We start from the raw sequence: 26,030 nt of genomic DNA on the forward strand, positions 1-26,030 counted from the left end.
TGCCAAACTAAGGAGCTTTCTTTGAGCCACAACCAGAGCCCGAAGGTGCGGAAGGTCTTCACCGACCGCAACGGTGGGATCTCTACGGGCGCCTACGCCTCGTTCAACCTGGGCGATCACGTGGGCGATGACCCGGCGGCTGTGGCTCACAACCGCCAGCGTCTGGCGGATGTGCTGGGCCTGGACGTGGGGCGCCTGGTGTTTATGGAGCAGATCCACTCGCCGAACGTCACGGAGGTCACCGCCGACCACCTTGTCGCTTCTGCGCCCGCTGAGGCTCCTGCGTCGCCCGTCATCGAGGCTACTGACGCCCTCATTACCACCCTGCGAGGTACTGCGCTGATCGTCCTCACCGCTGACTGCGTTCCGGTTTTGCTGTCCGATGAGGACGCGGGCGTGATCGCTGCGGTTCACGCTGGGCGAATGGGAGCCCGCAACGGAATCCTGCGTCGCGCCATTGCCCGCATGGAAGACCTGGGAGCTGTGCCCAGCAACATTCACGCGCTGCTCGGCGCCGCTGCCAGCGGGGAGAACTACGAAGTGCCACAGGCTATGGCCGCGGATGTGGAGTCCAAGCTTCCCGGCTCGGCAACCACCACCGCCCAGGGCACCCATGGGTTGGACATTCGTGCTGGTCTGACCCGCCAACTGCTCTCGCTCGGAGTGCGCAGCATTGATGCGGACCCGCGCTGCACAATCGACCCGGAGCACGCCGATCGCTTCTTCTCCTACCGCCGAGAGGGGACGACTGGCCGTCAGGCGGGCGTAGTGTGGATGCCATGACGGAGCAGAAGAGCGTGAACAGCGAAAACCAGGTGGCCGATGACCTTCCCGGTGGCTCGGCGAACCTGAGCCCCCGGGCGCAGGAGATCGCCGAGAACCTGGCGCGCGTCAGGCGCCGCATTGCGGTGGCCGGGGGAGCGGACCTGCTGCCCATCACCAAGTTCCACCCTGCTGAGGACGTGAAGCTGCTGACGCAACTGGGCGTCACCGCCGTCGGCGAGAACCGCGAACAGGAAGCGCGCGATAAGCACGCACAGCTGGCAGATACAGGTCTGCAGTTCCACATGGTGGGGCAGGTACAGACGAAGAAGGCGAACTCCGTTGCGCGGTGGGCAGCCGCCGTGCACACCGTGGATTCGCTGAAGCTGCTGAATGCGCTGGATCGCGGCGCGGGCCTGGCTTTGGAGCGCGGCGATCGAAGCGAGCGCCTGCCGGTGCTCCTGCAATTCAGCGCCGACGGTGATCCGCAGCGCGGCGGGGCAGTGGAGGCGGACATCGACGAACTGGCCGATGCCGTGGCCGCGGCCGAGAACCTCGAGCTGCGCGGGCTGATGACGGTACCGCCGCTGGACGCCGATCCGGCAGCCGTTTTTGCCCGGGGTCGGCAGCTCGTCGAGCGCATCACAGACCGCGTGACGGGCGCTCCCGTGTACTCCGCTGGAATGAGCGGCGACCTGGAGATTGCCATCGCGGAAGGCTCCACGCTGGTGCGTGTCGGTACGGATATAATGGGCGCGCGACCAGTACTTTAAACCACATAGCTGCATGCAGTCCTTAACAAGCTAAGAGATTCAACCAACGGAAGGTTCCTACAGAGCAATGTCAGAAAACTTCATGGACAAGACCAAGCGGTTCTTCGGTTTTGATTCCGTGGAAACCTACAACACGGATTACTACAGCGACGGCTACGGCTCTCGCGAGCGCGACCGTGCTGATCGCGCAGACCGTGTTGAGCGTGATGCCCACGAACCTTCCTACCGTTCCCGTTCTGAGCGTGACTTTGGCGACCGCGCCGAGCGCGGCGGCCGTTATGGCCGTTCCGAGTACGCTGACCGCGTAGAGCGGGGCGACCGCGAGGATCGCTACTCTTCCCGCGGCGGAAGCCACTATTCCTCCTCCTACGCGGAGGCTCCGGCGGAGGAGAAGGATCCTTCGGCCTTCGTGTCCTTTACCTTGAGCTCCTACACCCAGGCCGGCGAGCTGGTGGATAACCTCAAGGCTCGCGAGGTTGTCGTGTTCTCCCTCAGCGGAATGGAAAAGGGCGAGGCAAAGCGAGTACTGGACTTCGCCGCTGGCCTGAGCCGCGGCCTGGATGCACAGCTGAAGAAGCTTAAGGGTGTGCGTAACTTCATTCTGCTGCCGAAGGGCGTAACCCTGGCGCAGGATCAGCTGGATGCCATCGCGGAGACTATCTAGTCTGCGCGCCAGCCGTTTTAGAAGTCTTTAACCCCTAAAAGGTCGTTAACCAATAGAGAGCTCTTAAGTGAACGAAATCCTGCTTCTGTTGATGTGGCTGATTCGCTTCTACATTCTGATTCTGATCTTGCGCATCATTATCGAAATGATTCAGTCCTTTTCCCGCAACTGGCGCCCGCAGCGCTGGTTCAGCATTGTGGCCGAGCCGCTGTTTGTGGTTACAGATCCCCCGGTGAAGGCGCTAAGGAAGTTGATTCCGCCGGTGCAGCTCGGTGGCGTGGGGCTGGATGTTTCCGTACTGGTTTTGTTCTTCGGACTGCAGTTGCTGAGCATGCTCTTGGGGGCATTCATTCGCTAATACGGGGGAGAGTGCAGCGACCGTACAGCGACGGTATGGTGCCGATACAAAGCCGGTGCAGTGCGGGGTGCAGCGACGTTACAGCTAAAAGATTGTGGGGGGATTTTCGGCTACAAAGTTCGCTAGAAGTTCACTAGCGAGGCCGATATCAGCGCATCCTTAAAGCTATAAAACTAAGGGGGTGGATGCCGGGGGGAGACGAATGAAACGGATATTCAGCAAGCTGTTGTGAATATCCGTTCACGGGGCTAAGATTAGAGAGATCTTCGCGGTAAGTGAGTGAGGCTGCGGAGATGTCGTGTGTAGTGACGAAAGCCGCTGCCGGTCGAGAATGTGGGTCTTGGCCGGTGGCGGTTTTCTCATTCCCTTCACCTGTTACATCGTCAGCGCGTTTCTGGCGTTACGTGTTCAAGCTAGAAAGTTGGAAAACTTTCGTATGGGGGGTGAAACCAGGGGGTGAGGCTCAGTCTGTGGTGTTGATGTGGCTGCAGTAAATTATTGTTGAGGCTGAGCTATACGGTGTTATGCCGCGCTAAGCGGCTAATCTCGATCTAAAGTTGAGACTGAACCAGCTTATGCTGGTATGCTTTGTAGCTGTTTCATAAACCATCAATAGTTCATTACTGTTGCGAACGCCTTCGAGCACTTTGAGGCAATCCGAAAGGGAAAGGGACAACCTATGCCACTCACTCCGGCTGATGTGCACAACGTAGCTTTTAGCAAGCCGCCGATCGGCAAGCGTGGTTACAACGAGGACGAGGTCGACCAGTTCCTGGATCTCGTGGAGGACACTCTTGCGGAACTGCAGGACGAGAACTCCGACCTCAAGCTGAAGGTCGAGCAGCTGGAGTCCGGCTCTGCGAAGGGCGCTGGTGCTGCTGGCGCCGGTGCGGCAGGCGCTGCTGGCGCTTCCCAGGTTGACGAGGCCGCACTGCGTCGCCAGATCGAGTCCGACCTGCGTGGCCAGTTCGAGTCCGAGTACTCCGCGAAGCTGGAGCAGGCTCGCAAGGACGCCCGCGCTGAGGTTCAGGCACAGCAGGGCAAGGCGCAGCCGCAGGCCGCTCCCCAGGCGAACGTCGCCGAGATCGAGAAGAAGGTCAAGGCTGACTACGAGGCCAAGCTGAAGGCAGCCGAGGATCGCGCTGCTAAGGCTGAGAAGGCCGCTGAGGATGCCAAGAAGCAGGCTCCGGCCCAGGCTTCCGCAGCTGCTGCCGCTCCGGCCGCCTCCGGCGACGGCAAGTCCGGCGTCGCAACCGCCGAGACCCACATGCAGGCAGCCCGCGTGCTGTCCCTGGCGCAGGAGATGGCCGACCGCCTGACCGGCGATGCGAAGGCAGAGTCCAACACCATGCTGGAAGAGGCTCGCGCCACCGCGAAGAAGACCATCGACGACGCCGACAGCAGCTCCAAGAACACCCTGGCGGACGCACAGAAGCGCTCCGAGGCTCAGCTGGCAGATGCGAAAACCCGCTCCGAGAAGATGCTGGCAGACGCGGAGGAGAAGTCCAACGCACAGCTGGCAGACGCAAAGCAGAAGTCCGAGGTCATGATCTCCGACGCTACTGCTCAGTCCCAGGCACAGATCCGCTCCGCACAGGAGAAGGCAAACGCCCTGCAGGAGGACGCAGAGCGCAAGCACACCGAGATCATGAACACGGTCAAGAAGCAGCAGACCACCCTCGAGGCACGCATCGAGGAGCTGCGCACCTACGAGCGCGAGTACCGTACCCGCCTGAAGACCTTCCTGGAGTCTCAGCTGGAAGAGCTGAACAGCCGCGGCACCGCCGCTCCGGCGGGCTCCATCGAGGTCGAGGGCGAAGACAACTAATAGCGCCAGCGCCTTAGTAACGGCCCAGTACCGACCGCCAGGAGGAAACAGTAACGATGCTCGCTGCAGCGATCCTCCTGGCGGTTCTCGGCTTTGCGGCCCTTGTCGTTAGCCTCGCGGTCGGATCCACCACCTGGGCCTGGATCTGCGTGACCGTAGCCCTGATCGGCGTGGCATTGTTTGTCTACGACCTGATCCGCCATCGCAAGCGCTAAAGGTTCGCTAAGGGCTAAGGCTCTGTTCCCGCACACGGCAGTGTAAGGTGGGAGCCGTAACTGAATATCCTTCAAAAGTACGCATTGATCCGGCTATCACCGGGGAGCGTTCCTGGAAGAACGGTGTCCGCACTCCACACGCGAAGGCTGGGGCGGGCACTTATTAGACCCAGGCGGAGTCGCGGCACGTCATCGCCGTAAGAGACGAAGAGGGCGTATCATGAATTACGCCAATCAGGGTGGTACCGCGCAAGGCTTTTTAGCCGATGCGTCCCTGTTTTTTTAGCGAGAACGTCGCCGACAGTGAAACTGTGGGCGTCACTAAAAAGAGCGAAGAAACAGGTAGCACACCATGAGCGAAGCAACCCCAGCAGGCGGCGCCTACCCGCGCGTCGATATGTCCAACGGCGGTTCGACCGCCTTCCCCGCACTCGAAGAGAACGTGCTGAAGTACTGGGAGAAGGACGGCACCTTCAACGAATCCGTCTCTTCCCGCGAGGGCAACGAGGAATATGTCTTTTATGACGGCCCGCCCTTCGCCAACGGCCTGCCGCACTACGGCCACCTGCTGACGGGCTACGTCAAGGACATCGTCCCGCGCTATCAGACCATGCAGGGCAAGAAGGTCGCCCGCGTCTTCGGCTGGGACTGCCACGGCCTGCCCGCCGAGCTGGAGGCGGAGAAGCAGCTGGGTATCAAGGACCGCGCCGGCATCGAAGAGATGGGCATGCGCTCCTTCAACGAGTACTGCGCGACCTCGGTGCTGCGCTACACGGACGAGTGGAAGGAATACGTCACCCGCCAGGCGCGCTGGGTGGACTTCGACAACGGCTACAAGACGATGGACCCGGGCTTCATGGAGTCCGTCATGTGGGCCTTCAAGACTCTCTACGACAAGGGCCTGATCTACCAGGGCTTCCGCGTTCTCCCGTACTCCTGGGCGGAGCACACACCGCTGTCCAACCAGGAGACCCGCCTGGATGATTCCTACAAGATGCGCCAGGACCCGACCATCACGGTGACCTTCCCGATCACCGGCGCGACCGAGGGCACGGCCTCTGTGAAGACCCTGGCCGAGCACCCGGAGCTCGCCGATGCCGCGTTCATCGGCTGGACGACCACCCCGTGGACCACGCCGGCGAACCTCGCTCTGGCCGTTAACCCCGAGGTGACCTACGCCGCGGTGCGGATTGGGGATGACGCCGCCGGTGCCGACGGCGCGGAGGGCATGCACGGCAAGACCGTGGTGCTGGCCGACGACCTGCGCGGGGCATATGCCAAGGAGCTCGGCGAGAAGGCCGAGGTTCTGGCAACCTTTACGGGTGCTGAGCTGGAGGGAATGACCTACGAGCCGCTGTTCGGGTACTTCGCCGAGCGTGCGGGCGAGAAGTCCGGCGCCGGCGAGGGAAGCGAGGGCGGCGAAGGCAGCCAGTTTAAGCCGGGAGCTTTCCGCGTGCTGTGCGCCGACTACGTCACCACCGCCGACGGTACCGGCGTGGTTCACCAGGCTCCGGCTTTCGGTGAGGACGATATGTTCACCTGCGAGGCAGCGGGCATCGACCTGGAGATCCCGGTGGACATGGACGGCAAGTTCACCTCCTTGGCTCCCGACTACCAGGGTCAGCTGGTCTTCGATGCAAACAAGGCGATCATCAAGGATCTGAAGGCCGCTGGCCGCGTGCTGCGCCACCAGACGATTGAACACTCCTACCCGCACTCCTGGCGCTCCGGCGAGCCTCTGATCTACATGGCTCTGCCGTCCTGGTTCGTGGCCGTGACGAAGTTCCGCGACCGCATGGTGGAGCTGAATCACGAGCAGATCGAGTGGATGCCCTCCCACATCCGCGACGGGCAGTTCGGCAAGTGGCTGGAGGGCGCGCGCGACTGGAACATCTCGCGCAACCGCTACTGGGGCGCGCCGATCCCGGTGTGGGTCTCCGACTCCGAGGAGTACCCGCGCATGGATGTCTACGGCTCCCTGGAGGAGCTGGAGCGCGACTTCGGCCGCAAGCCGGCTTCGCTGCACCGTCCGGACATTGATGAGCTCACCCGCCCGAACCCGGACGACCCGACGGGCAAGTCCACCATGCGCCGCGTGCCGGAGGTGCTGGACTGCTGGTTCGAGTCGGGCTCCATGCCGTTTGCGCAGAAGCACTACCCGTTCGAGAACAAGGAGTGGTTCGATACTCACTCCCCGGCGGACTTCATCGTGGAGTACTCCGGCCAGACCCGTGGCTGGTTCTACACCATGCACGTTCTGTCCACCGCGCTGTTCGACCGCCCGGCTTTCAAGAAGGTCGTGGCCCACGGCATCGTGCTGGGCGATGACGGCCTGAAGATGAGTAAGTCCAAGGGCAACTACCCGAACGTCAACGAGGTCTTCGACCGCGACGGCTCCGACGCCATGCGTTGGTTCCTGATGAGCTCGCCGATCCTGCGCGGCGGTAACTTGATCGTCACCGAGCAGGGCATCCGCGAGGGTGTGCGCCAGGCGATGCTGCCCATGTGGAATGCGTACTCCTTCCTGCGCCTCTATGCCTCCCAGCCGGCGCAGTACGATACGTCCTCCACTAACGTGCTGGACCGCTACATCCTGGCGAAGCTGCGCGACACGGTGCAGGGCGTCTCCGATGCGCTGGACAACACGGACATCGCCACCGCTTGTGACGAGATTCGCTGGTTCTGTGACGCTCTGACCAACTGGTACGTCCGCCGTTCTCGCGACCGCTTCTGGGCGGGCGACGCCGTCCACCCCGAGGCTTTCAACACCCTGTACACCGTGCTGGAGACCCTGTGCCGTGCGGCAGCTCCGCTGCTGCCGATGACCACCGAGGTGATCTGGCGCGGCCTGACCGGCGAGCGCTCCGTGCACCTGGCGGACTTCCCGAAGGCCGAGGATCTACCCGCCGACGCGGAGCTGGTGGAGGCCATGGATGCCGTGCGCGCCGTCAGCTCCGCGACGAGCTCCCTGCGCAAGGCACACAAGCTGCGCAACCGCCTGCCGCTGCCGAAGCTAACCGTCGCACTGCCGAACGCCAGCGCGCTGGAGGACTTCACGAAGATCATCGCCGACGAGGTGAACGTCAAGCAGGTCGAGTTGACCGAGGACGTCGCCCAGGTCGGCGGCTTCGAGGTCGTGGTGAATGCCCGCGTGGCAGGGCCGCGTCTGGGCAAGGACGTCCAGCGCGTCATCAAGGCCGTGAAGTCCGGCAACTACACCGTCGACGACGCGGGCGTGGTTACCGCCGACGGCATCGAGCTGCAGGATGGCGAGTTCACCCGCAAGCTCGTGGCCGCCGAGCCGGAGCACACGGCAGAGGTCTCCGGCCAGGATGGCCTGGTGGTGCTGGACACCCAGACCACCCCGGAGCTGGAGGCCGAGGGCTGGGCCGCCGACCGCGTGCGCGGCCTGCAGGAGGCCCGCAAGGCCGCCGACCTGCAGATCAGCGACCGGATCCACCTGACCCTTTCCGTGCCTGCAGACAAGGAAGAGTGGGCGCGCACCCACGCGGATGCGATCGCCAAGGAAGTGCTGGCCACGGACGTGAAGGTTGTCGTCGGCGAGCAGCTCAGCCACGACGTCGCCGACGGCTGCTCGGCTGACATCGCGGTGGCGTCCTAAAAAAGACCCGCAGGGTAAGCGCATGCGCTGGGTGGCTCACATCGACATGGATGCGTTCTTCGCTTCCGTCGAGCAGCTCACCCGGCCGACCCTGCGCGATAGGCCGGTGCTGGTTGGCGGCCTGGGTGGCCGTGGGGTGGTCGCCGGTGCTTCCTACGAGGCCCGGGCCTTCGGTGCGCGCTCGGCGATGCCGATGGGGCAGGCCGTGCGCCTGTGCAACAACCGCACCGTGGTGGTCCGGCCGCGCAAGGAGGTTTACGCGGCCGCCTCCCGCCGCATCTTCCAGGTCATCCGCGCCCACGCGGGCGTGGTGGAACAGCTATCCGTGGACGAGGGCTTCGCCGAGCCGCAGGGGCTGGAAAGCACCGAGGAGGCCCGCGCCTGGGCCGAGAACCTGCAGGCCAGGGTAGAGGAGGAGACCGGCCTGCCCGCTTCCGTCGGCATGGCCGCTACCAAGCTGGACGCGAAGATGGCCAGCGACCTGGCCAAGCCCCACGGAGTGTTCGTCGTGCCGCCCGAGGCACGCATGGAGGTCTTTGCCGACCGTCCCGTCGGCGACGTGTGGGGGATCGGCAAGGTCGCACAGGGCAAGCTGCACACCATGGGGATCGACACGATCGGCCAGTTCGTTGCCGCCGACACCACGGACGTGCGTGGTGCCCTGGGCTCGGTTGGGGTGGAGGTGCAGCGCATGGCTGCCGGCGACGACCCGCGGCCTGTTGCTCCCCGCGCGCCCGCCAAGCAGGTCAGTGCGGAAAGGACTTTGCAGGTGGACGCGCGCACCACCGCCGAGGCCATGCGCGTGCTGCACGAGACTGCCCTGGCCATGCACCGCCGCCTGCTGAAAGACGGCCGCGCCGCCCGCACCGTGACGGTCAAGACGCGCACCACCGACTTTCAGCTGCACACGAAGTCCGCCGGGCTGCCCGCGCCGACGGAGGACTTCGACAAGATCTTCGCCCTCGCTCAGCGCCTGATGCCACGTCCCGAGCAGGCCGGTGCCTTTCGCCTGGTCGGGGTGAGCGTGTCCGGGCTGGTGGCCGACCGCCAGGAGCTGCTGTTCCCCGAGCTCGACGGCCCGCCGGTGCCCATCGCCACCCCCGAAACCGATGCGGGGTTTGGTTCTTTGGTTGATGACGCCACCACGGCCCGCCCCGTGTGGCACGCCACCCAGGATGTATCGCACGTGGAGTTCGGGCACGGGTGGGTGCAGGGAGCCGGCAACGGGGTGGTCAGCGTGCGTTTCGAGACCGCCGCGACCGGCCCGGGGAAGACCCGCACCTTCCGCATTGACGACGAAGACCTAAGCCCTGCCAACCCGCTGGACAGTCTGGCCTGGGATCTCGACGGGTTGGCGGAGGACTAGAAACTGAGAGGGGACTAGCGAGCGCGGGCGAGTTCGTAGAGCAACTCGATGCGTGCCTGGCTGGGACGCATTGCCCCGCCGCTACGGAAACCGGCGCGGGCCAGTTGAGCACCGCCGCCCGTACCTCCGTAGACGAAGGAAACCCCGCCGGTTGGCACCCGGCTGCACACTACGACCGGCAGCTCCGTGTAGCGCTCCGCGCGCCAGGCCTCCAATTCCTCGGCGACAGCCGTGGGAATGTTGCCGGAGCCCATGGCGGCCAGCACCAGGCCGTCCACGGCACCTACCTTGGCGCCAACCTTTGTGCCCTGCTCCCGCTTGTCCTGCTCTCGCAGCGCCCGAATGAGTTGCCCGTCATCGCCCGCAAAGGTGCCGATGATGGGCACGTTTACCCCCGCTACCTGGAGCGGAGGGAGGGGGGTGCCATCCGTTTCGGGGGACTCGCCATCGTGTTTCCCGGAGTCAATCAGTGCATTGCGGAAGGCTGTTTCGGCGGTGGTGTGGGCCTTGTAAGCCCCGCGGGCGGGCAGGATGGCATCCCCGAAAACTAGGTGAACCCCCGCAGAAAGCTCCCCCGATGCAAGCGCGGCGAACGCGCGGGAAAGGTTGGCCGGGCCGTCCGGTGCGGCGTCATCACCCGGGCGCTGGGCGCCCGTAAACACAACAGGGCAGGGCAGCTCCAGGGCGCACGCGGCGGCGAGTGAGGATTCCTCCATCGTGTCGGTGCCGTGTAGTACCACGATGCCCGCCGGGGCGGGGGAGCAGAAGCGTGCGATGTGGGCGACGAGCTCGTCGATCTGGGGCAGGGTGATGGAGCTGGAGTCGATGCTCATGATGTCGTGCGGCAGGGCTTGGAAACCCTCCGGCACGCGAGCCTGATCGACGATGTCCGCGCAGGTCAGGGTTGGTACAAGGTCGCCTTCGGGGGAGTGGGTGCAACTGATGGTGCCGCCGGTGCCGAGGACGGGGATCTGCAAGTAGCTCTGCGAGGGGCTGGAAGTCATGTGACCAATGTACGTGACGGCCCGGACAGGACCATGTGCGCACGGGCGCAAATCACACGAATAACATCTGCAACAGCATGGCTTGTATAGTCGGAAACTGGTTCCCCAAAAATTTTGGGATGTGTACTCCATGTGCACAGCTGTCTACGGCAGTGTGCCACCGAGCACCATTTTCCTACTCGGTTAATTGCACACGATCATTAGCATCACATTGTCCAACCATCGAAGGAGCATTCTCGTGCGTTCTACCCAGCGCCACTCTCGCAGCACCAAGATCTTTACTCGCGCAACGGCAGTCTCCGCCGTCCTGGCTGCTGGCCTGACTTTGTCGGCCTGCGGCAACGACGACGATTCCTCCGACAAGTCCTCCTCTTCTTCTGCCACCACCGCCGCTGAATCCTCCGAGGCATCCGAGGACCAGACCCCGACGGCGGAGGAGCTGTCGGGAGTGCTGAACCGCGCCGTCGACCCGGAGATTCCGACTGAGGAAAAGGTGGACACGGTCGTAAACGGCGACCAGGCCCCGGAGCTCTTTGATGCCCTGACGAAGTCCCGCACCGAGTCCGGCGCGACCCTCGAGGTCGTCGACCCCGTGCTGCCAAGCCTGACCCCCGGCAACGTCAACGCAACCGTGAACCTGACCGTGCCCGACCAAGAGCCACACGTGGTCAGCGACGTGGAATTCGTCAGCGAGGACGGCAAGTGGAAGCTGGACCAGGGCTGGGCCTGCACCCTGGTGGAAAACGTCCTGCCGGATCAGGTACCGCCGATGTGCAAGGACCTCTAGGTCGCTTAGGTCACTGTTCTTGGGGGGGATTATTTTTCAGGGCTCCACTTCGACTTCGAGGTGGAGGTTTGCACCACGCGGACCGGGGAATCATCCTGCCCGTAGGTGACCTTCGTCTCCACGTTGATGTGGCCCCGGGTGGGCAGCACCTTGTTTAGATCCAGCGCGATCTGCCCGCTGGACTCGGTTTTGACGTCCAGCACCTTCAGATCGGTTTGCGCCAACGTAGCCACTGCCGGGCTGCGGGATACCTCCACCTTGAGCGAGACCGTCTGCCCCTCGCGCTCCAGCAGGGAATAAGTGACCTTCTGGGTCATCGAAATGTCGCCGTCCACGCGGTTGGAGACCGTCCACTTCGCGCCCACTCCGACAGGCTCGGTGGGGAAGATCAGGGGGAAGTCGTTCATCTGGTTCAGCGCGGATTCCACGCTGGCTCGGGCGGTGGCGCTGGCTTCGTCAGGGGCCGTGTAGCTGCGGGAGGTCGCGCGCCCGTCCACCTCCTGCTCGGTGGTCATCTTGAAGCCCTCGGCCGTGGCGATGTCCTCGTTCCGCTCGTCGTTGGTGCCGGTTGGCTCGCCCACGGTCACATTGGTCTGACGCCCCTTCCCGTCGGTAGTGACCTCGGCGGACAAGGGCAGGTTCATGGTGACCTCGTCGTAGTCCAGCTCGTCAACATCCGGCTGCTCGTCTTCCTTCGCCGTCTCTGAGGCGTCGGTGGCCGACGCGGTGGCGTCATCATCCTTAGCAGCACCAACAGTGTGCTGAGCGAATCCTTGGGTGGCGTGGTACGTGACCTCCTGGCTGCCCTCCTGCGAGAACCAGGCGATCGGCTCCTGGGGAGAAGCCCCGCGGCTTTGAAGCTCCACCTTGACGCCCGGCACGGCCACATCTGCCGGCTTAGCTTGTGGCTGCTCGGAGTCAGAGCATGCGACGGTCGTGAAGGCCAGACCTATGGCGCTGCAAATAGCCAGCGCGGACTTGCTAGAAATACCCACAAGTTCACAGCGTAACAGGCGGACATTAGACTGAATAGGCGTGACTTCAAAACGTGCATCTTTCGCCGCCTTGACCCTGATGTTCGGGATCATCGTCGTCGACCAGATCACTAAATGGGCGGTCGTCGAAAATCTAGAAGAGCAACGGGCCTACCCCGTCATCGGCGAGTTCTTCCGGCTTTATCTGGTGCGCAACCCCGGTGCGGCTTTCTCGATGGGGACGAACGTCACCATCATCTTCTCCATATTCCAGCTAGCCGCGTTCCTGGCCTGCATTGTTCTGGCCCTGCGCACGCGCTACATGGCCGGGACGCTACCGATCGGCCTGATCGGCGGCGGTGCGGCGGGCAACCTGCTGGATCGCATCTTTCGCGAGCCCGGGGGCATGCACGGGCACGTTGTGGACTTTCTTTCTTTCGGTAGCTTCGCGATCTTTAATGTTGCGGACGCCGCCATCACCGTCGGTGTTGTCTGCTACCTGATCTATGCGTTCTTCATTGAGCCGGCGAATCACGTGCGGGAAGAGCGGGAGGAACAGGAAGAACAGGAGGACGCCAGCGAGGAGGTGATCCGATGACCCGCGAGAACCGAGTGATGCCCGTGCCGGACGGACTGGCCGGCATGCGGGTGGATTCAGGCTTATCCAAGCTGCTGGGGCTCAGCCGCACCGCCGTGGCGGAGCTGGCGGCCGATGGCGACATCCTGCAGGATCAGGCGCCGGTGGGGAAGTCCGACCGCTTGGTTGCCGGCGCGTGGCTGGACGTAACCCTGCCCGCCCCGCCGCGGGACCTGGCCGCAGAACCCGCCCGCCACGTGGAGGGCATGGACATCCTCTACTCCGACGAGGACGTGATCGTGGTGGACAAGCCCGTCGGCGTGGCCGCGCACCCCACCGTCGGCTGGGAGGGCCCCACCGTGACCTCCGGCCTGGCCGCCGCGGGCTTCCGCATCTCCACTTCCGGCCCACCGGAGCGCAAGGGGATCGTGCAGCGCCTGGACGTCGGCACCTCCGGGGTGATGATCGTCGCCGCCAGCGAGCGCGCCTACACCGTGCTGAAGAATGCCTTCCGCGACCGGGAGGTTTCCAAGACCTATCACGCGCTGGTTCAGGGGCATCCGGACCCGACCTCCGGCACTATCGACGCGCCGATCGGCCGCCACCCGTCCGCGGGTTGGCGCTTCAGCGTGCGTGAAGACGGCAAACATGCCATCACCCACTACGACACCTTGGAGGCGCACCGCCAGGCCAGCCTGCTGGAAGTAAAGCTGGAGACGGGCCGGACCCACCAGATCCGCGTGCATTTCTCTGCACTGCACCACCCGCTGTGTGGAGACCCGATGTACGGCAGCGATCCGAAGCTGGCGGAGAAGCTGGAGCTCACCCGCCAGTGGCTGCACGCCGTGGAGCTGGGCTTTCCGCACCCGGATGGCTCGTGGAAGACCGTCCGCTCGCCGTACCCGGAGGACCTGCAGCTGGCCCTCGACAGGCTGCGGGATGCCAACGGCATTGCCGCGCCGGGTTCCGGTGAAGAGGCACGCCCGTGAGCCAGGAGCAGCAGTATCGGGGGCGCAGCCCCCAGCAGTTGAAGGCGAATAAGAAGCGGCAGCGCCAGCTGGACTGGGAAGATACGCGCCGGCCTGCCTGGGTGGCCTGGCTTTCCGGGCTGTGCCTGATTGCGATGGGGCTGGGCGTCATCGCCATGAGCACCTCGGACCTGACCTCGAAACCGCCGAACATCAACGGCGACCAGCTCGGCCCCTTCGACGGCACCCCGGCGCAGTACCGGGAGCATGCACGCGAGCAGCTAGATCAGATGACCGGGGACGAACCCCGCTGGGCGCTGGTTTCCCCCGACCCGGAGCACCCTTGGGACTCTAAGGGGGTGATCGACCTGGTGCAGGGGCTCGATATGCGTGTGAGTACCCTTTACTTCGGAGCGACTGCGCAGGCCGTTCTGCCCGAGCCGGCGGTGGGCCGTACCCGCGCGGATGTAATTAATCAGACGGTGGGGCGGATGGCCCGCGGTGCGCAGACCGAGCCGGACAAACTCCGGATCGACGGTGTGCTGGTCCATGCCACGCCCGAGCAGCTCCGCGAGCTCGCACAGCGCGCCTACGCCGTGGAACCCGCCGACCCCGAGGCGGTCTACGGGCGTATTGGAATTCGACCGATGGGAGCTAGATAAGTGATCTGGGGCCTGCTGTCCTACCTGATGTGGGGGCTTTTCCCCGCCTTCTTCCCCCTCCTGCAGCCGGCGACGCCGATGGAGATCCTGGCGCACCGCTTTGTGTGGACGCTGGTGTTCATGCTGTTGCTGCTCGCGGCGCTGCGCGGGTACAAGCAGCTGCGGGCAATCACGGCCCGCCAGTGGTGGATAGTCTCGGCCGCCGCGGTGTTGATCAGCGTGAACTGGGGGCTTTACATCTACGCGGTGAACAACAACCACGTCGCGGACGCCGCCCTCGGATACTTTGTAAACCCGCTGGTCAGTGTTCTATTGGGAGTGATCGTACTGGGGGAGAAGCTGCGCCGCCTGCAGCTGGTCTCCGTCGGCATCGCCACCATCGCCGTGGTCGTTCTGACGGTCGCACTCGGTTCGCCGCCGATCATCTCTTTGGGGCTGGCCTTTAGCTTCGGGTTCTACGGGCTAGTGAAAAAGCAGGTTCGTTTGACGCCCATTCAGTCCCTCACCGCCGAAACTCTTGTACTGGCGCCGGTAGGGCTTATCTACCTGGGATTCCTGCAATCCCAGGGCACCAACACATTTGTGCAGCTGGGCGCGGGCCACGCAGCACTGCTGATGCTGGCGGGCGTGGTGACCGCATTGCCGCTGCTGTGCTTCGCCCGCGCCGCGCAGGAAATGTCGCTGACCAGTCTGGGCATGGTGCAGTACATCACGCCCGTGATTCAGATGCTGTGGGCGGTATTCGTGAACAACGAGCACATCGAACCCGCCCGCTGGGTCGGCTTCGTGCTGATCTGGATCGCGGTGATCGTCTTCATCGTCGACCTGGTGCGCAACCGCCCGCCGCGGGTGCGGCGGGTGAAGAAGCTGAGCTAGGCCAGCCCGAAAACGCGATCGATCATCGCGTTGCGCATCATGCCCTGCGGATCCACCTTCGCGCGGATCTCGCAGGCCCGCGCCAGATCCTCGTGCCGCTCCAGCAGATCCTCGTGGGTGAGGGTATGCAGCTTGCCCCAGTGCGGGCGGCCACCGGAGGCGGCCTTGAAGATCGGCTCGATGTGACGGAACAGCGCCTGGTGGCTGTCCTTGTTGTAGCGGTGGATGGCGATGTAGCAGGACTCGCGGCCCTTAGCCGTGGATAGCGGCACATCGTCCGCCGCCGTGGCGCGGACCTCGATGGGGAAGAGCACCTGCTCGCCGCAAGTGTTCATGGTGTGCTGGACGTCCCGCAGGATCTCGCGGGCATCGGCCAGTGGAACCGAGTACTCCATCTCGTTGAAACGCACCCGGCGGGCGCTGACGAACACGTCGTGGGCCACATTGGAGTACTCCCGCTGCGCCAGCGTTTTCGCGCTCAGCTTGGCGAAAGGCCGGCTGAGGGAGGGGAAGTGGTGAGCCAGATCGTTCATCACCCGGTAGGCACCGTTGTTCAGCAGCTCGTCGTCCAGCACCTCCTTCCATCGGGGGATGGGGTTGGTGGGAGTGTTGCCCGGCAGGCGGGTGTTCGTCTTCACGTGGGCTACGTCGGTGCCGGGGAACCAGTAGAACTCCAGGTGATCCTTGCCGCGCACCCGTTCGGCGAAGTTTTCCACCACATCGTCGTTCGGCTCTGCGCGCTCCACTGCGTGGAGGACGAAGGTATCCACCACGTCCAACTCCACCTCGGTGATGATGCCGTAGGCGCCCAGGGAAACGCGCGCGATGTCGTACAGCTCGCCGGCGATGCCGTCTGCGCCTGGATAGCACTCGTGCGCCTGGCCGTCCGGGGTGATGATGCGGAAGGCGCGCAGCATACCGGCGAAGCCGGTGAAGCCCAGCCCCGTGCCGTGGGTGCTAGTGCCGATCGCGCCTGCCAGCGACTGCGGATCCACGTCGCCCTGGTTGGCCAGCGCCACGCCCAGGGGAGCCAGGATGCCCGGCACGTCCCGCAGCCGGGTGCCCGCGCGCAGGCGGGCGGTCATCCTCTCCGGGTCGAAGCGGATCAGCCCGGCCAGATTGTCCAAGCTCACCTGGATGCCCTCCGTGGCCGCCACGGAGGTGAAGGAATGGCCAGCGCCGATGGGCTTGACCCTCTCGCCGGACGCAGCGGCCCGCTGAATAATCTGGATCAGCTCGGCCTCGTCGCGCGGGGCGACCTGCTTGCGCGGCTGGGCGGTGGAGACACCGGACCAGTTCACCCAGCGAGAGTTGTATGCGGGCTTGCGGTTCTTAGTGGTGGTGCTCATTAGACAAAACTCTTTCCTTCGCCGCGGTAAGTGGGCCACTCCGCGATGATTTCGCCAGCCGAGACGACCAGCACGGTATCGATGTATTCAGTTGCTTCGCCGGCCTTCGCGTGGCGCATCCAGACGTGGTCGCCGAGGCGGAGATTGCGCGCGGCAGGGCCGGTCAGGGGAGTCTGCACCTCACCCGGGCCTTCCAGGGGTGCCATCTTCAGATCGCGGGGCCAGTCGACGACCGGCAGTCGGTCCTTGCCAGCCGGGCCGGAGGCGATGCGGCCGCCACCGGCCACCGTCACCGTGTCCTCCGCGGGACGGCGCACGACCGGCACGACGAACCACTCCGCCGGGGTGGGCTGGAACTGCCGATAGTGGTCAAACAAGGCCGGGCCGATGATGCCGGAGCCCGCACCGATCTCGGTGACCGCGGCCTCCGCGCTGGTGGTTTCGATGGAGCCGGTGCCGCCGCCGTTGACGAACTCCAAAGGGGGCAGGCCCGCTACCCGCAGTTCCTCTTCGACGGCGGCGACGATCTTTGCGCGGCGGCCGGCCAGCTCGCGGACGGACAGCGCCTTCATCGCCGCGATCGCCGGGGAAGTGTCGGTGGTGCCCGCCACCTGGCCCTCGTAAGCCATCAAACCGACCAGGCGGAAGCCTTCGCGCTGACGGACCTGCCGGGCGATCTCACGCACCTCGTCAGCCGTGTGCAGGGGGGAACGCAGGGCTCCGATGTGAACGGGGCCGGCGCGCAGTGCGGCGTCGATATCAATACAGACCCGTACCTCACCACGCTCATGGGGCGGCACCACGGCGTCAATAAGATCCAGGTGAGCGACCGAATCCACCATGAGGGTCACGCACTCCATGGCGCGCGCATCGTGGATCAGGCGGTGCAGGGCTTCGCGGTGGGCGGAGGGGTAGGCGACGAGGATGTCATCGCTGACCTGCTCTTCACACAGCCACAGGGCTTCGTTGAGGTTATAAGCCAAGATGCCGTGGTAGCCGGGGAGGGTGAGGACCTCCGAGATCAGCGAGCGGATGCGGAGCGACTTACTGGCCACTCGGATCGGGGTACCGCGTGAACGGTGCGCCATGTCTTGGGCGTTGGCTCTGGCGGCATCCAGATCCAACACCGCGAAGGGTGCGTCCAGGTGCGCCACTGCGAGGCGAATATCTTTCTTCATGAAAAATAACTGTATAGCGATAAGGAATCGCATGTGCCGAAAAATGCGATTTTTGCGACGCGCTATGATGGCCAATCATGAGCGGTTCCTCCTTTGTCCACCTGCATAACCACACCGAGTACTCCATGCTCGACGGCATGGCCAAGGTCGACCTCCTGGCCAAAGAGGTGGTGCGGCAGGGGATGCCCGCCGTCGGAATGACCGACCACGGAAACATGTACGGCGCGGACGCCTTCTACCGTGCGATGACCGACGCCGGGGTGAAACCCATCATCGGCATCGAGGCCTACATCGCCCCGGAATCCCGCTTTAACCAGCAGCGCGTGCGCTGGGGCAAGCCGGAGCAGAAGTCGGACGACGTGTCGGCCTCCGGCGCATACCTGCACCAGACGATGATCGCGGAGAACGCGACGGGTCTGCGCAACCTGTTCTACCTGTCCTCCATGGCCAGCTACGAAGGCCAGCTGGGCAAGTGGCCCCGCATGGATGCAGAGCTGATCGCCCAGCACTCCGAGGGCATCATCGCCACCACCGGCTGCCCCTCTGGCGACGTGCAGACCCGCCTGCGCCTGGGGCAGTTCGACAAGGCCCTCGAGGCCGCTGGAATGTGGCAGGACATCTACGGCAAGGACAACTTCTTCCTGGAGCTGATGGACCACGGCCTAGAGATCGAAAAGCGGGTGCGCGACGACCTGCTGGAGATCGGCCGCCGGCTGGAGCTGCCGCCGCTGGTGACCAATGACTGCCACTACGTGCTGGAGCAGCAGGCCCCGGCGCACGAGGTGATGCTGTGCGTGCAGACTGGCTCCACGCTGGACGAGCCGACCCTGGACCAGGGCGGTAAGCGCTTCGCGTTCTCCGGCACCGGCTACTACGTGCGTAGCGCCGAAGACATCCGCGCGCAGTGGGATAAGGAAGTGCCGAAGGGCTGCGACAACACCCTGTGGGTGGCCGAGCGCGTGCAGGACTACTCCGAGATCTGGGAGGAGCACCCGCACGACCGCATGCCGATCGCCGACGTGCCGGAAGGTCACACGCCGACGACCTGGCTGACCCACGAGGTGATGAAGGGCCTGGAGGAGCGCTTCCCGGGCAAGGAGGTGCCCGCCGAGTACATCGACCGCGTGAAGTACGAGATCAGCGTGATCGACATGAAGGGCTACCCGTCCTACTTCCTGATCGTCGCCGAGCTGATTAAGTACGCTCGCTCCGTTGGCATCCGCGTCGGGCCCGGCCGTGGTTCGGCCGCCGGCGCGCTGGTCGCCTACGCCCTGACGATCACGAACATCGACCCGATGGAACACGGTCTGCTGTTCGAGCGCTTCCTGAACCCCGAGCGCCCGTCCGCCCCCGATATCGATATCGACTTCGACGATCGCCGCCGCGGCGAGATGATCCGTTACGCCTCCGACCGCTGGGGCGAGGACAAGATCGCCCAGGTGATCACCTTCGGCACGGTGAAGACGAAGCAGGCCATTAAGGACTCCGCGCGCGCCCACTACGGCCAGGCGGGCTTCCAGATGGCCGACCGGATCACCAAGGCCCTACCGCCGGCGATCATGGCCAAGGACATTCCGCTCCACGGCATCACCGACCCCGAGCACGAGCGTTACCCCGAGGCCGCCGAGGTTCGCCAGCTGATCGAAACCGACCCTGACGTGGCGAAGATCTACAAGGACGCACTCGGCTTGGAAGGCGTGATCCGCCAAGCCGGTGTGCACGCCTGTGCCGTGATTATGTCCAGCGTGCCGCTGCTGGACTGCATCCCCATGTGGAAGCGCAAGCAGGACGGCGCGCTGATCACCGGCTGGCCGTACCCCGCTTGTGAGGCCATCGGGTTGCTGAAGATGGACTTCCTGGGCCTGCGAAACCTTACGGTTATTGGTGACGCCCTCGAAAACATCAAGACCAACCGCGACTTCGAGCTGGACCTGGAAAACCTCGACACGGTGGATGACCCCACCTACGAGCTGCTGGCGCGCGGCGAGACGCTGGGCGTGTTCCAGCTGGACTCCGCGGGCATGCAGAAGCTGCTGAAGCGCATGAAGCCCACGGGCTTCAACGACATCGTGGCCGCGCTGGCGCTGTACCGTCCGGGCCCCATGGGTGTGGACGCACACTGGGAGTACGCCGACCGCAAGAACGGCCGCAAGCCGATTGTGCCGATCCACCCGGAGTTGGAAGAGGCGCTGCACGAGATCCTCGAGGAAACCTACGGCCTGATCGTGTACCAGGAGCAGATCATGAAGATCTCCCAGAAGGTCGCGAACTACACCGCCGGCCAGGCCGATGGCTTCCGTAAGGCAATGGGTAAGAAGAAGCCGGAGGTGCTGGAAAAGGAGTTCGTCACCTTCGAATCCGGCATGAAGGCCAACGGCTACTCCGCCGATGCCATCAAGACGCTGTGGGATACGATCCTGCCGTTCGCCGGCTACGCCTTCAACAAGTCCCACGCCGCAGGCTACGGTCTGGTTTCCTTCTGGACCGCGTACCTGAAGGCCAACTATGCGCCGGAGTACATGGCCGCGCTGCTGACCTCCGTGGCGGATAAGAAGGACAAGTCCGCGATCTACCTGGCAGACTGCCGCCACCTGGGCATTCGGGTGCTGTCGCCGGATGTCAACGATTCGCGCTACACTTTCCAGTCCGTCGGCGAGGACATCCGCTTCGGCCTGGGCGCGGTGCGCAACGTGGGCGAGGATGTGGTGAATTCCATCATCGCCTCCCGCGAGGAAAAGGGTGCGTTCACCGACTTCTCCGACTACCTGGACAAGATCGACCTGGTAGCGGCGAATAAGCGCGTCACCGAGTCTCTGATTAAGGCCGGAGCATTCGACTCGCTGGGCCACCCGCGCAAGGGCATGGTGCTGGTCCACGAGGACGCGGTGGATGCCGTCACCGCCACCAAGAAGGCCGCTGCGAAGGGCCAGTTCGACCTCTTTGCAGGCCTGGGCGGCGACGATGGCGCGGGCGATGTCTTCCGCGTGGAGGTTCCCGACCAAGAGTGGGAGCGCAAGCACCAGCTGGCCCTCGAGCGCGACATGCTGGGCCTGTACGTCTCCGGCCACCCGTTGGACGGCTTCGAGGACGCGCTGGATGCGCAGGTCGACACGCCCCTGACCACCGTGCTGTCCGGCGAACTGCCGAACAACAAGGACCTGAAGATCGGTGGCATCATCTCGGCCGTCGAGCGCCGTATCGACCGCAACGGCAACCCCTGGGCGATCGCCACGCTGGAGGACCAGCACGGCGCGCAGGTGGAGCTACTGGTGTTCCCGAAGACTTACCAGATTGTGGCCCCGCAGATCGTCGAGGACGCCATCGTTCTGGCTAAGGCGAAGATCAACTACCGCGAAGACGATATGCGCCTGTTCTGCCAGGACATCAAGTCGGCAGAGCTCACCGTCGGCGCGGGCTCCGGCGTGCCGCTGCGCCTGAACATCCGCGTAGACCAGGCAACTCCCGACAACATGGCCAATCTGCGCCGCGTGCTCAGCCAGAACAAGGGCGATTCGGATGTCTACCTCACCCTCATCGACGGCGAGGAGGAGGTCCAGTTCCTCCTGGCCCCGGAGATGCGCGTGAACAAGTCTCCGTCGCTCATGGGGGCGCTGAAGGCGTCCACGTGGGAGGGCATCTTCTCCTAAAGCAGTTGCCGAGCGCAACCCCGGCCAACCTGACACGATAGACGGGACACAACGCTCGCGAGGCCGTCGACACAGCCGCGCACTTCCCAAGGAGATGTCCCTTCACCATGCAGGTCAACAAGCAAGCCGTCCTAGAAGCGATCGAGGAACTCCTCGACGAACTCGATAGCCAAACCCTGCACTGGTACCCGGAGATCCGCGCCACCGCGCCGACCCACTTCGTCGGCGCCCGCAACCTGGTGCACTACACTACGCTGCGCACCAGCGACCGCCGCGGCCTGCAGGGGAATCTGGAGAGCCTGGGAGCCACGCGCCTGTCCACTGCGGAGCCAGCAGTCAAGGCGCGCTTGCAAGCCGCGCACAACGTGGTCTCTGCTCTGGATGGTCGCTCGCCGCAGTTCGCTGAGGAGGACGTTTCTGACGCCATCGTGGGGGCCGATGAGCTGCTTGAACAGCACACGGAGGCTCTCTTCGGGGTAGAGGCTTTGCCAGGGGACTCCTCGTACATCATGGTCACCTTGCCGATCGAGGCCGCCTACGACCAGGAGCTGGTAGCCCGGCTGGTGGATTCCGGCATGGAGCTGGCGCGCATCAACTGCGCCCATGACGGGCCGGAGGTATGGAAGCGGATGATCGACAACGTCCGCGCGGCCGGTAAGGCCGCGGGGCGTTACATCCCCGTCAGCATGGACCTGGCCGGGCCGAAGATCCGCACTGGCCGCATCGCGCCGGGTCCGGCGGTGGTGCGCGTGCGTGTGCAGCGGGACGACGCGGGCACGGTCATCCAGCCTTGCCGCCTGTGGATGATCCCGGAGGATCGCGAGCTGGCTGAGGCCCCCATGGCGGAGAACACGCTGGGGCGCCCAATCGTGAGCGTGCACGTCTCCCGGGAGTTCTTTGATGCCCTGGAGGTTGGAGAGACGATCCGTGTGGAGGACGCACGCGGCAAGAAGCGGAAGCTGGGCGTCATTAAGAAAGACAGCGAGGGCGCCCTGGCGGAGGGACAGCAGAACATCTACCTGCAGCTCGGCGCGGAGCTGAAAACGGAGAACGCAAAGACGGCGGTGGGGTCGGTGCCGCAGGTGCTGCAGAAACTGCGGCCGCAAACCGGGGATAGGATTGTGCTTACCAGCGCCGATGTGGTGTGCGACCCGCAGGACGGTGACATCCCGAAGATCAGTTGTACGCTGCCGGAGGCAGTGCGGGCACTGGAGGTGGGCCAGCAGGTGCTGTTCGACGATGGCGCGATCGCGGCGAAGGTGGTGGGGAAGCGGGGAACCCTGGATACAGAGAGCACAGAGGAGACGGTCGAGGCGGAGCTGCTGGTCACCCGCGGCGGGGCGAAACTGGCGGAGTACAAGGGCATCAACCTGCCCGACACGGAGCTGCCGCTGCCGAGCCTGACCGAGGAGGACGAGGCCGCGCTGGCGTTCGTGGCCGAGCACGCGGATATGGCCGCGGTGAGCTTCATCCGCTCCCGCGAGGACGTGGCCTATGTGCTGGAGAAGTTCCACGAGCTGGGCGCCGACGACCTGGGCCTGGTGCTGAAGATCGAGACGATCCCGGCCTTCGAGAACCTGACCACCATCCTGCTGGAGGGCATGCGGCACGCGAAGTTCGGCGTGATGCTGGCCCGCGGCGACCTGGCAGTGGAGATGGGCTTTGCCCGCATGGCGGAGGTGCCCGGCCAGGTGATGGCGATGGTGGAGGCCGCACACGTGCCGCTGATCATCGCCACCCAGGTGCTGGAATCGATGGCGAAGTCCGGGCTGCCGACCCGCGCGGAGATCACCGACGTGGCGTGGGCGCTGCGCGCCGAGTGCATCATGCTGAACAAGGGGCCGCACATTCCGGAGGCCATCGCGATCCTGCGGGAGATCGGCGTGAAGATGGACCGCTCGCAGCGCAAGAACCGCATGCTGCTGCACCACGTGCGCAGCTGGCAGTAGCCGCGCGGCCTGCGTGGCCAGCTATGGCCGGCTACTCGGCGCTGTAGCGGGCCTCCCACGGGCCGAGCCCCAGGCGATCGTGGGGCGCGTCGGCCAGGTTCACGGTAACCTTCACCAGCGATTCCGGAGCCTGGTAGGTCAGCTCGATCCAGCGGCCGTGCGCCAGCTCGTCGTCTGCGTCCACCGGCGGCACCGTCGGGTTTACTCCAGCCAGGGCCTCGCTGACCGGCTCCTCGCCGTCGGCCCACCAGCGGACGTCCAGCAGCTCCGCCTCGGCCAGGCGGTGGGAGCGGCGGAACTCCAGCAGCTCCCTGTACCCGCGCAGCACCTCCGCGTGCGGGTGCTCTGTGCGCTCCGCCCACTTCAGCACGCTGTTGCGAAAGGTTTCCTCCGCCGCCGGGTTCGGCACTTCCTTCGGGTCCCACCCGGCGCGCGCGAACTCGCGCATGCGGCCCTCGCGGGTGGCCTGGTTGAGTTCCTCGTTCTCGTGGTCGACGAAGAAGGCAAACGGGGTGGAGGCTCCCCACTCCTCGCCCATGAACAGCATCGGGGTAAACGGGCTGGTCAGCACCAGCGTGGCCTTCGCCAGCTGCTGGTCCACCGACAGGTTCATGCTCGGTCGGTCGCCCGCCGCGCGGTTGCCGGTCTGGTCGTGGGTGGTCGTGTACGTCACGAAGCGCCACAGCTCCGGATCCGTCACCGGCCTGCCGTGCGTGCGCCCGCGGAAGGAGCTGTATCGCCCGTCGTGCCAGAACACCCGCTGGAACGCCGTGGCCAGCACCTCCACCGTGCCGAAGTCGGAGTAGTAGGCGTGATCCTCGCCGGAGACCACGGTGTGGATCGCGTGGTGGATGTCGTCGTTCCACTGCGCGACCTTGTAGCCCTCGGTGTACACGGGATCGTTCTGGTCGGATTCGGCCATGATCCAGGCGGGCTCGGCCGCGTCGCGGATCTGCTCGATCAGGCTCACCGCCCCCGTGTCGTCCAGCGCGTGCACCGCGTCCAGGCGTAGGCCGTCCACCCCGAACTCTTGGGTCCACTGGCGCACGGCTTCCAGGATGTAGGTGCGCACCTCGTCGGAATCCCGCCCCTGCAGGTTCACCACGTCACCCCAGCCGGTGGAGCCGCCGGCGGTGTAGGGGCCGAACACCCCGGTGTAGTTACCGTCGGGGCCGAAGTGGTTGTACACCACGTCCAACACCACGGCCAGGTCGCGGTCGTGGGCGGCGTCAATAAGCCTCAACAGCCCGTCTGGACCACCGTAAACGTCCGTGACCGCGTGCCACATCACGCCGTCGTAGCCCCAGTTACGCTCGCCGCCGAAGGGTTGCACGGGCATGAGCTCGATGGCGGTGACGCCCACAGCTTTAAGCTCGTCGAGCTTCTCAATCGCGGCGTCGAAGGTGCCCTCCGGGGTGAATGTGCCGATGTGCAGCTCGTAGAGAACCTCGCCGCGCAGCGGGCGACCCAGCTGCTTGCGTGGCTTGTCGATCCTCCACACCTCCGACAGGCCGTGGATACCGTCGGGCTGGCGCTTGGAGCGCGGGTCGGGGAACACGGGGGAGCCGTCGACGGAGAAGCCATAGCGGTCGCCGGGGTTGGCGGGCACGTCGGCGAGGAACCAGTTATCCGCCTCGCGGGTCATGGGGATGCGCTGTTCGGCGCCTGTGCTTGTTTGCGCAGGTTGCAGGACTAGTTCTACGTTTTCGGCCAGGGGAGCCCACACGGAATACATGGGTTCAACCCTAGCTGCGATAATGGGAGAATGCCTGACGATACAGCGCCGCAGAGCGCCTCCCACCCCGAACCCTCGTACGTCCGCCCGCAGCCGGGCAGGTATTCCGCGGAGGTGGAGATCAAACGCTCCCGCTTTATAGGCCTGGCCGCGCGCTGCGCCACCGAGGACGAGGCGCGCGACTTCATAAGCGCTATCCGCCGCGAGTATCCGGACGCACGCCACCACTGCAGCGCGTTCGTAGTTCAGGTGGATGCCGCGCAACCGATCGAACGCTCCAGTGACGACGGCGAGCCTGCCGGCACCGCGGGCCAGCCCATGCTGGAAGTACTGAAGGGCTGGCACGAGCCGGAGCCGCTACAGGACGTGACGGTCGTGGTTGTGCGCTACTTCGGCGGAGTGAAGCTGGGTACCGGCGGGCTGGTGCGCGCTTACCAGGAGGCCACCCGCGAGGTACTGCAGCAGGTGCCGCTGGTGCTGCGCCGCCAGCTGGACCTGTACACCTGCGAGGTGCCGCACGCAGACGCCGGGCGCGTGGAAGCCGAGGTCCGCGCCGCCGGATACACCGTGGTGGGAGTGGAATACAAGGCCGCGGCGGAGCTGGCGATCGCCTGCGAACCCGGCGCGCCGCTGCCGGACTTCTTGGCCAGCATCACCAGCGGGGCGGTGGAGGCCCACCTGGAGGGGCAGCGCTGGATCGAGGACGCGCTGTAGCTGATTAACTACACGCCGATTA

21 protein-coding genes are annotated in these 26,030 nt (G+C 64.9%); 16 read left to right on the forward strand and 5 right to left on the reverse strand.

Translation table 11 applies throughout. From position 1 onward, the window contains the following. The first annotated feature begins 21 nt into the window (after nucleotides 1-21). The 8 genes from pgeF (at nucleotide 22) to L8V00_RS07420 (ending at nucleotide 9,588) form a co-directional block, all read left to right on the forward strand. The gene (gene pgeF, locus L8V00_RS07385; protein WP_420840050.1) at nucleotides 22-783 is read left to right on the forward strand and encodes a peptidoglycan editing factor PgeF; all 762 of its coding nucleotides are present in this window, start codon (nucleotides 22-24) and stop codon (nucleotides 781-783) included. Further along, on the forward strand, nucleotides 780-1,535 hold the full coding sequence (locus tag L8V00_RS07390) for a YggS family pyridoxal phosphate-dependent enzyme (protein ID WP_070489183.1): 756 nt from the start codon (nucleotides 780-782) through the stop codon (nucleotides 1,533-1,535). Before pgeF ends, L8V00_RS07390 begins: the two co-directional genes overlap by 4 nt. A gap of 67 nt (nucleotides 1,536-1,602) precedes the next feature. Beyond that, the gene (locus L8V00_RS07395; RefSeq protein ID WP_269944648.1) at nucleotides 1,603-2,199 is read left to right on the forward strand and encodes a cell division protein SepF; all 597 of its coding nucleotides are present in this window, start codon (nucleotides 1,603-1,605) and stop codon (nucleotides 2,197-2,199) included. Between the two features lie 67 nt (nucleotides 2,200-2,266). After that, entirely contained in the window at nucleotides 2,267-2,557 is a 291-nt protein-coding gene (locus L8V00_RS07400) for a YggT family protein (protein WP_035005451.1), read from the forward strand. Nucleotides 2,558-3,236: 679 nt separating this feature from the next. Beyond that, complete coding sequence (locus tag L8V00_RS07405; protein WP_070489004.1) at nucleotides 3,237-4,385, forward strand: DivIVA domain-containing protein; 1,149 nt, start codon at nucleotides 3,237-3,239, stop codon at nucleotides 4,383-4,385. Between the two features lie 56 nt (nucleotides 4,386-4,441). Further along, complete coding sequence (locus L8V00_RS07410; protein ID WP_049049513.1) at nucleotides 4,442-4,600, forward strand: hypothetical protein; 159 nt, start codon at nucleotides 4,442-4,444, stop codon at nucleotides 4,598-4,600. A 352-nt stretch (nucleotides 4,601-4,952) separates the two neighbouring features. After that, a complete protein-coding gene (gene ileS, locus L8V00_RS07415) occupies nucleotides 4,953-8,222 on the forward strand; it encodes an isoleucine--tRNA ligase (RefSeq protein WP_269944649.1) in 3,270 nt (1,089 codons plus the stop codon). 22 nt (nucleotides 8,223-8,244) lie between these two features. Further along, complete coding sequence (locus L8V00_RS07420) at nucleotides 8,245-9,588, forward strand: DNA polymerase IV (RefSeq protein WP_269944650.1); 1,344 nt, start codon at nucleotides 8,245-8,247, stop codon at nucleotides 9,586-9,588. Between the two features lie 14 nt (nucleotides 9,589-9,602). Here L8V00_RS07420 and L8V00_RS07425 read toward each other — a convergent pair whose 3' ends face one another. Further along, nucleotides 9,603-10,592 (reverse strand): asparaginase, encoded by a 990-nt coding sequence (locus L8V00_RS07425; protein WP_269944651.1) that lies wholly within the window; start codon nucleotides 10,590-10,592, stop codon nucleotides 9,603-9,605. A 238-nt stretch (nucleotides 10,593-10,830) separates the two neighbouring features. Here L8V00_RS07425 and L8V00_RS07430 point away from each other — a divergent pair, with 238 nt between their 5' ends. Beyond that, nucleotides 10,831-11,379: a WKL family lipoprotein gene (locus L8V00_RS07430; RefSeq protein WP_269944652.1), complete on the forward strand. Its 549-nt coding sequence runs from the start codon at nucleotides 10,831-10,833 to the stop codon at nucleotides 11,377-11,379. 29 nt (nucleotides 11,380-11,408) lie between these two features. Here the strand turns inward: L8V00_RS07430 and L8V00_RS07435 are convergent, their stop codons facing one another. Beyond that, nucleotides 11,409-12,374 carry a DUF6263 family protein gene (locus L8V00_RS07435; protein WP_269944653.1) on the reverse strand — a complete coding sequence of 322 codons (966 nt, stop codon included), beginning with the start codon at nucleotides 12,372-12,374 and terminating at the stop codon, nucleotides 11,409-11,411. A 40-nt stretch (nucleotides 12,375-12,414) separates the two neighbouring features. Between L8V00_RS07435 and lspA the strand changes: the two genes are divergently transcribed. From lspA to rarD, 4 genes are read left to right on the forward strand one after another with little or no spacing between them, the layout of a single operon-like run. Further along, a complete protein-coding gene (gene lspA / locus L8V00_RS07440) occupies nucleotides 12,415-12,951 on the forward strand; it encodes a signal peptidase II (RefSeq protein WP_269944654.1) in 537 nt (178 codons plus the stop codon). Continuing rightward, the gene (locus tag L8V00_RS07445; RefSeq protein ID WP_035005443.1) at nucleotides 12,948-13,919 is read left to right on the forward strand and encodes an RluA family pseudouridine synthase; all 972 of its coding nucleotides are present in this window, start codon (nucleotides 12,948-12,950) and stop codon (nucleotides 13,917-13,919) included. Before lspA ends, L8V00_RS07445 begins: the two co-directional genes overlap by 4 nt. Next, nucleotides 13,916-14,560 carry a hypothetical protein gene (locus tag L8V00_RS07450; RefSeq protein WP_035005442.1) on the forward strand — a complete coding sequence of 215 codons (645 nt, stop codon included), beginning with the start codon at nucleotides 13,916-13,918 and terminating at the stop codon, nucleotides 14,558-14,560. The genes L8V00_RS07445 and L8V00_RS07450 overlap by 4 nt, the downstream gene beginning before the upstream one ends. Further along, nucleotides 14,561-15,436 (forward strand): EamA family transporter RarD, encoded by an 876-nt coding sequence (gene rarD, locus L8V00_RS07455; protein ID WP_035005441.1) that lies wholly within the window; start codon nucleotides 14,561-14,563, stop codon nucleotides 15,434-15,436. It begins immediately after the preceding gene. Here the strand turns inward: rarD and L8V00_RS07460 are convergent. Further along, nucleotides 15,433-16,785, reverse strand: a complete 1,353-nt coding sequence (locus L8V00_RS07460; RefSeq protein WP_269944655.1) for a D-arabinono-1,4-lactone oxidase — start codon at nucleotides 16,783-16,785, stop codon at nucleotides 15,433-15,435. The genes rarD and L8V00_RS07460 overlap by 4 nt on opposite strands. After that, nucleotides 16,785-17,963: an amino acid deaminase/aldolase gene (locus L8V00_RS07465; RefSeq protein ID WP_269944656.1), complete on the reverse strand. Its 1,179-nt coding sequence runs from the start codon at nucleotides 17,961-17,963 to the stop codon at nucleotides 16,785-16,787. The genes L8V00_RS07460 and L8V00_RS07465 overlap by 1 nt, the downstream gene beginning before the upstream one ends. Nucleotides 17,964-18,037: 74 nt before the next feature. On the opposite strand from L8V00_RS07465, the gene dnaE reads away from it, so the two are divergent. Both dnaE and L8V00_RS07475 read left to right on the forward strand, forming a co-directional pair. Continuing rightward, entirely contained in the window at nucleotides 18,038-21,610 is a 3,573-nt protein-coding gene (dnaE, locus tag L8V00_RS07470; protein ID WP_269944697.1) for a DNA polymerase III subunit alpha, read from the forward strand. 107 nt (nucleotides 21,611-21,717) lie between these two features. Then, a complete protein-coding gene (locus L8V00_RS07475; RefSeq protein ID WP_239316628.1) occupies nucleotides 21,718-23,559 on the forward strand; it encodes a pyruvate kinase in 1,842 nt (613 codons plus the stop codon). Nucleotides 23,560-23,590: 31 nt separating this feature from the next. Here the strand turns inward: L8V00_RS07475 and treZ are convergent, their stop codons facing one another. Continuing rightward, on the reverse strand, nucleotides 23,591-25,294 hold the full coding sequence (gene treZ, locus L8V00_RS07480; RefSeq protein WP_269944657.1) for a malto-oligosyltrehalose trehalohydrolase: 1,704 nt from the start codon (nucleotides 25,292-25,294) through the stop codon (nucleotides 23,591-23,593). Between the two features lie 30 nt (nucleotides 25,295-25,324). On the opposite strand from treZ, the gene L8V00_RS07485 reads away from it, so the two are divergent. Beyond that, nucleotides 25,325-26,008 (forward strand): IMPACT family protein, encoded by a 684-nt coding sequence (locus L8V00_RS07485; protein ID WP_269944658.1) that lies wholly within the window; start codon nucleotides 25,325-25,327, stop codon nucleotides 26,006-26,008. The last annotated feature ends 22 nt before the right edge of the window (nucleotides 26,009-26,030 follow it).

Source organism: Corynebacterium evansiae, from assembly GCF_027570065.1.
Taxonomy (GTDB): domain Bacteria; phylum Actinomycetota; class Actinomycetes; order Mycobacteriales; family Mycobacteriaceae; genus Corynebacterium; species Corynebacterium evansiae.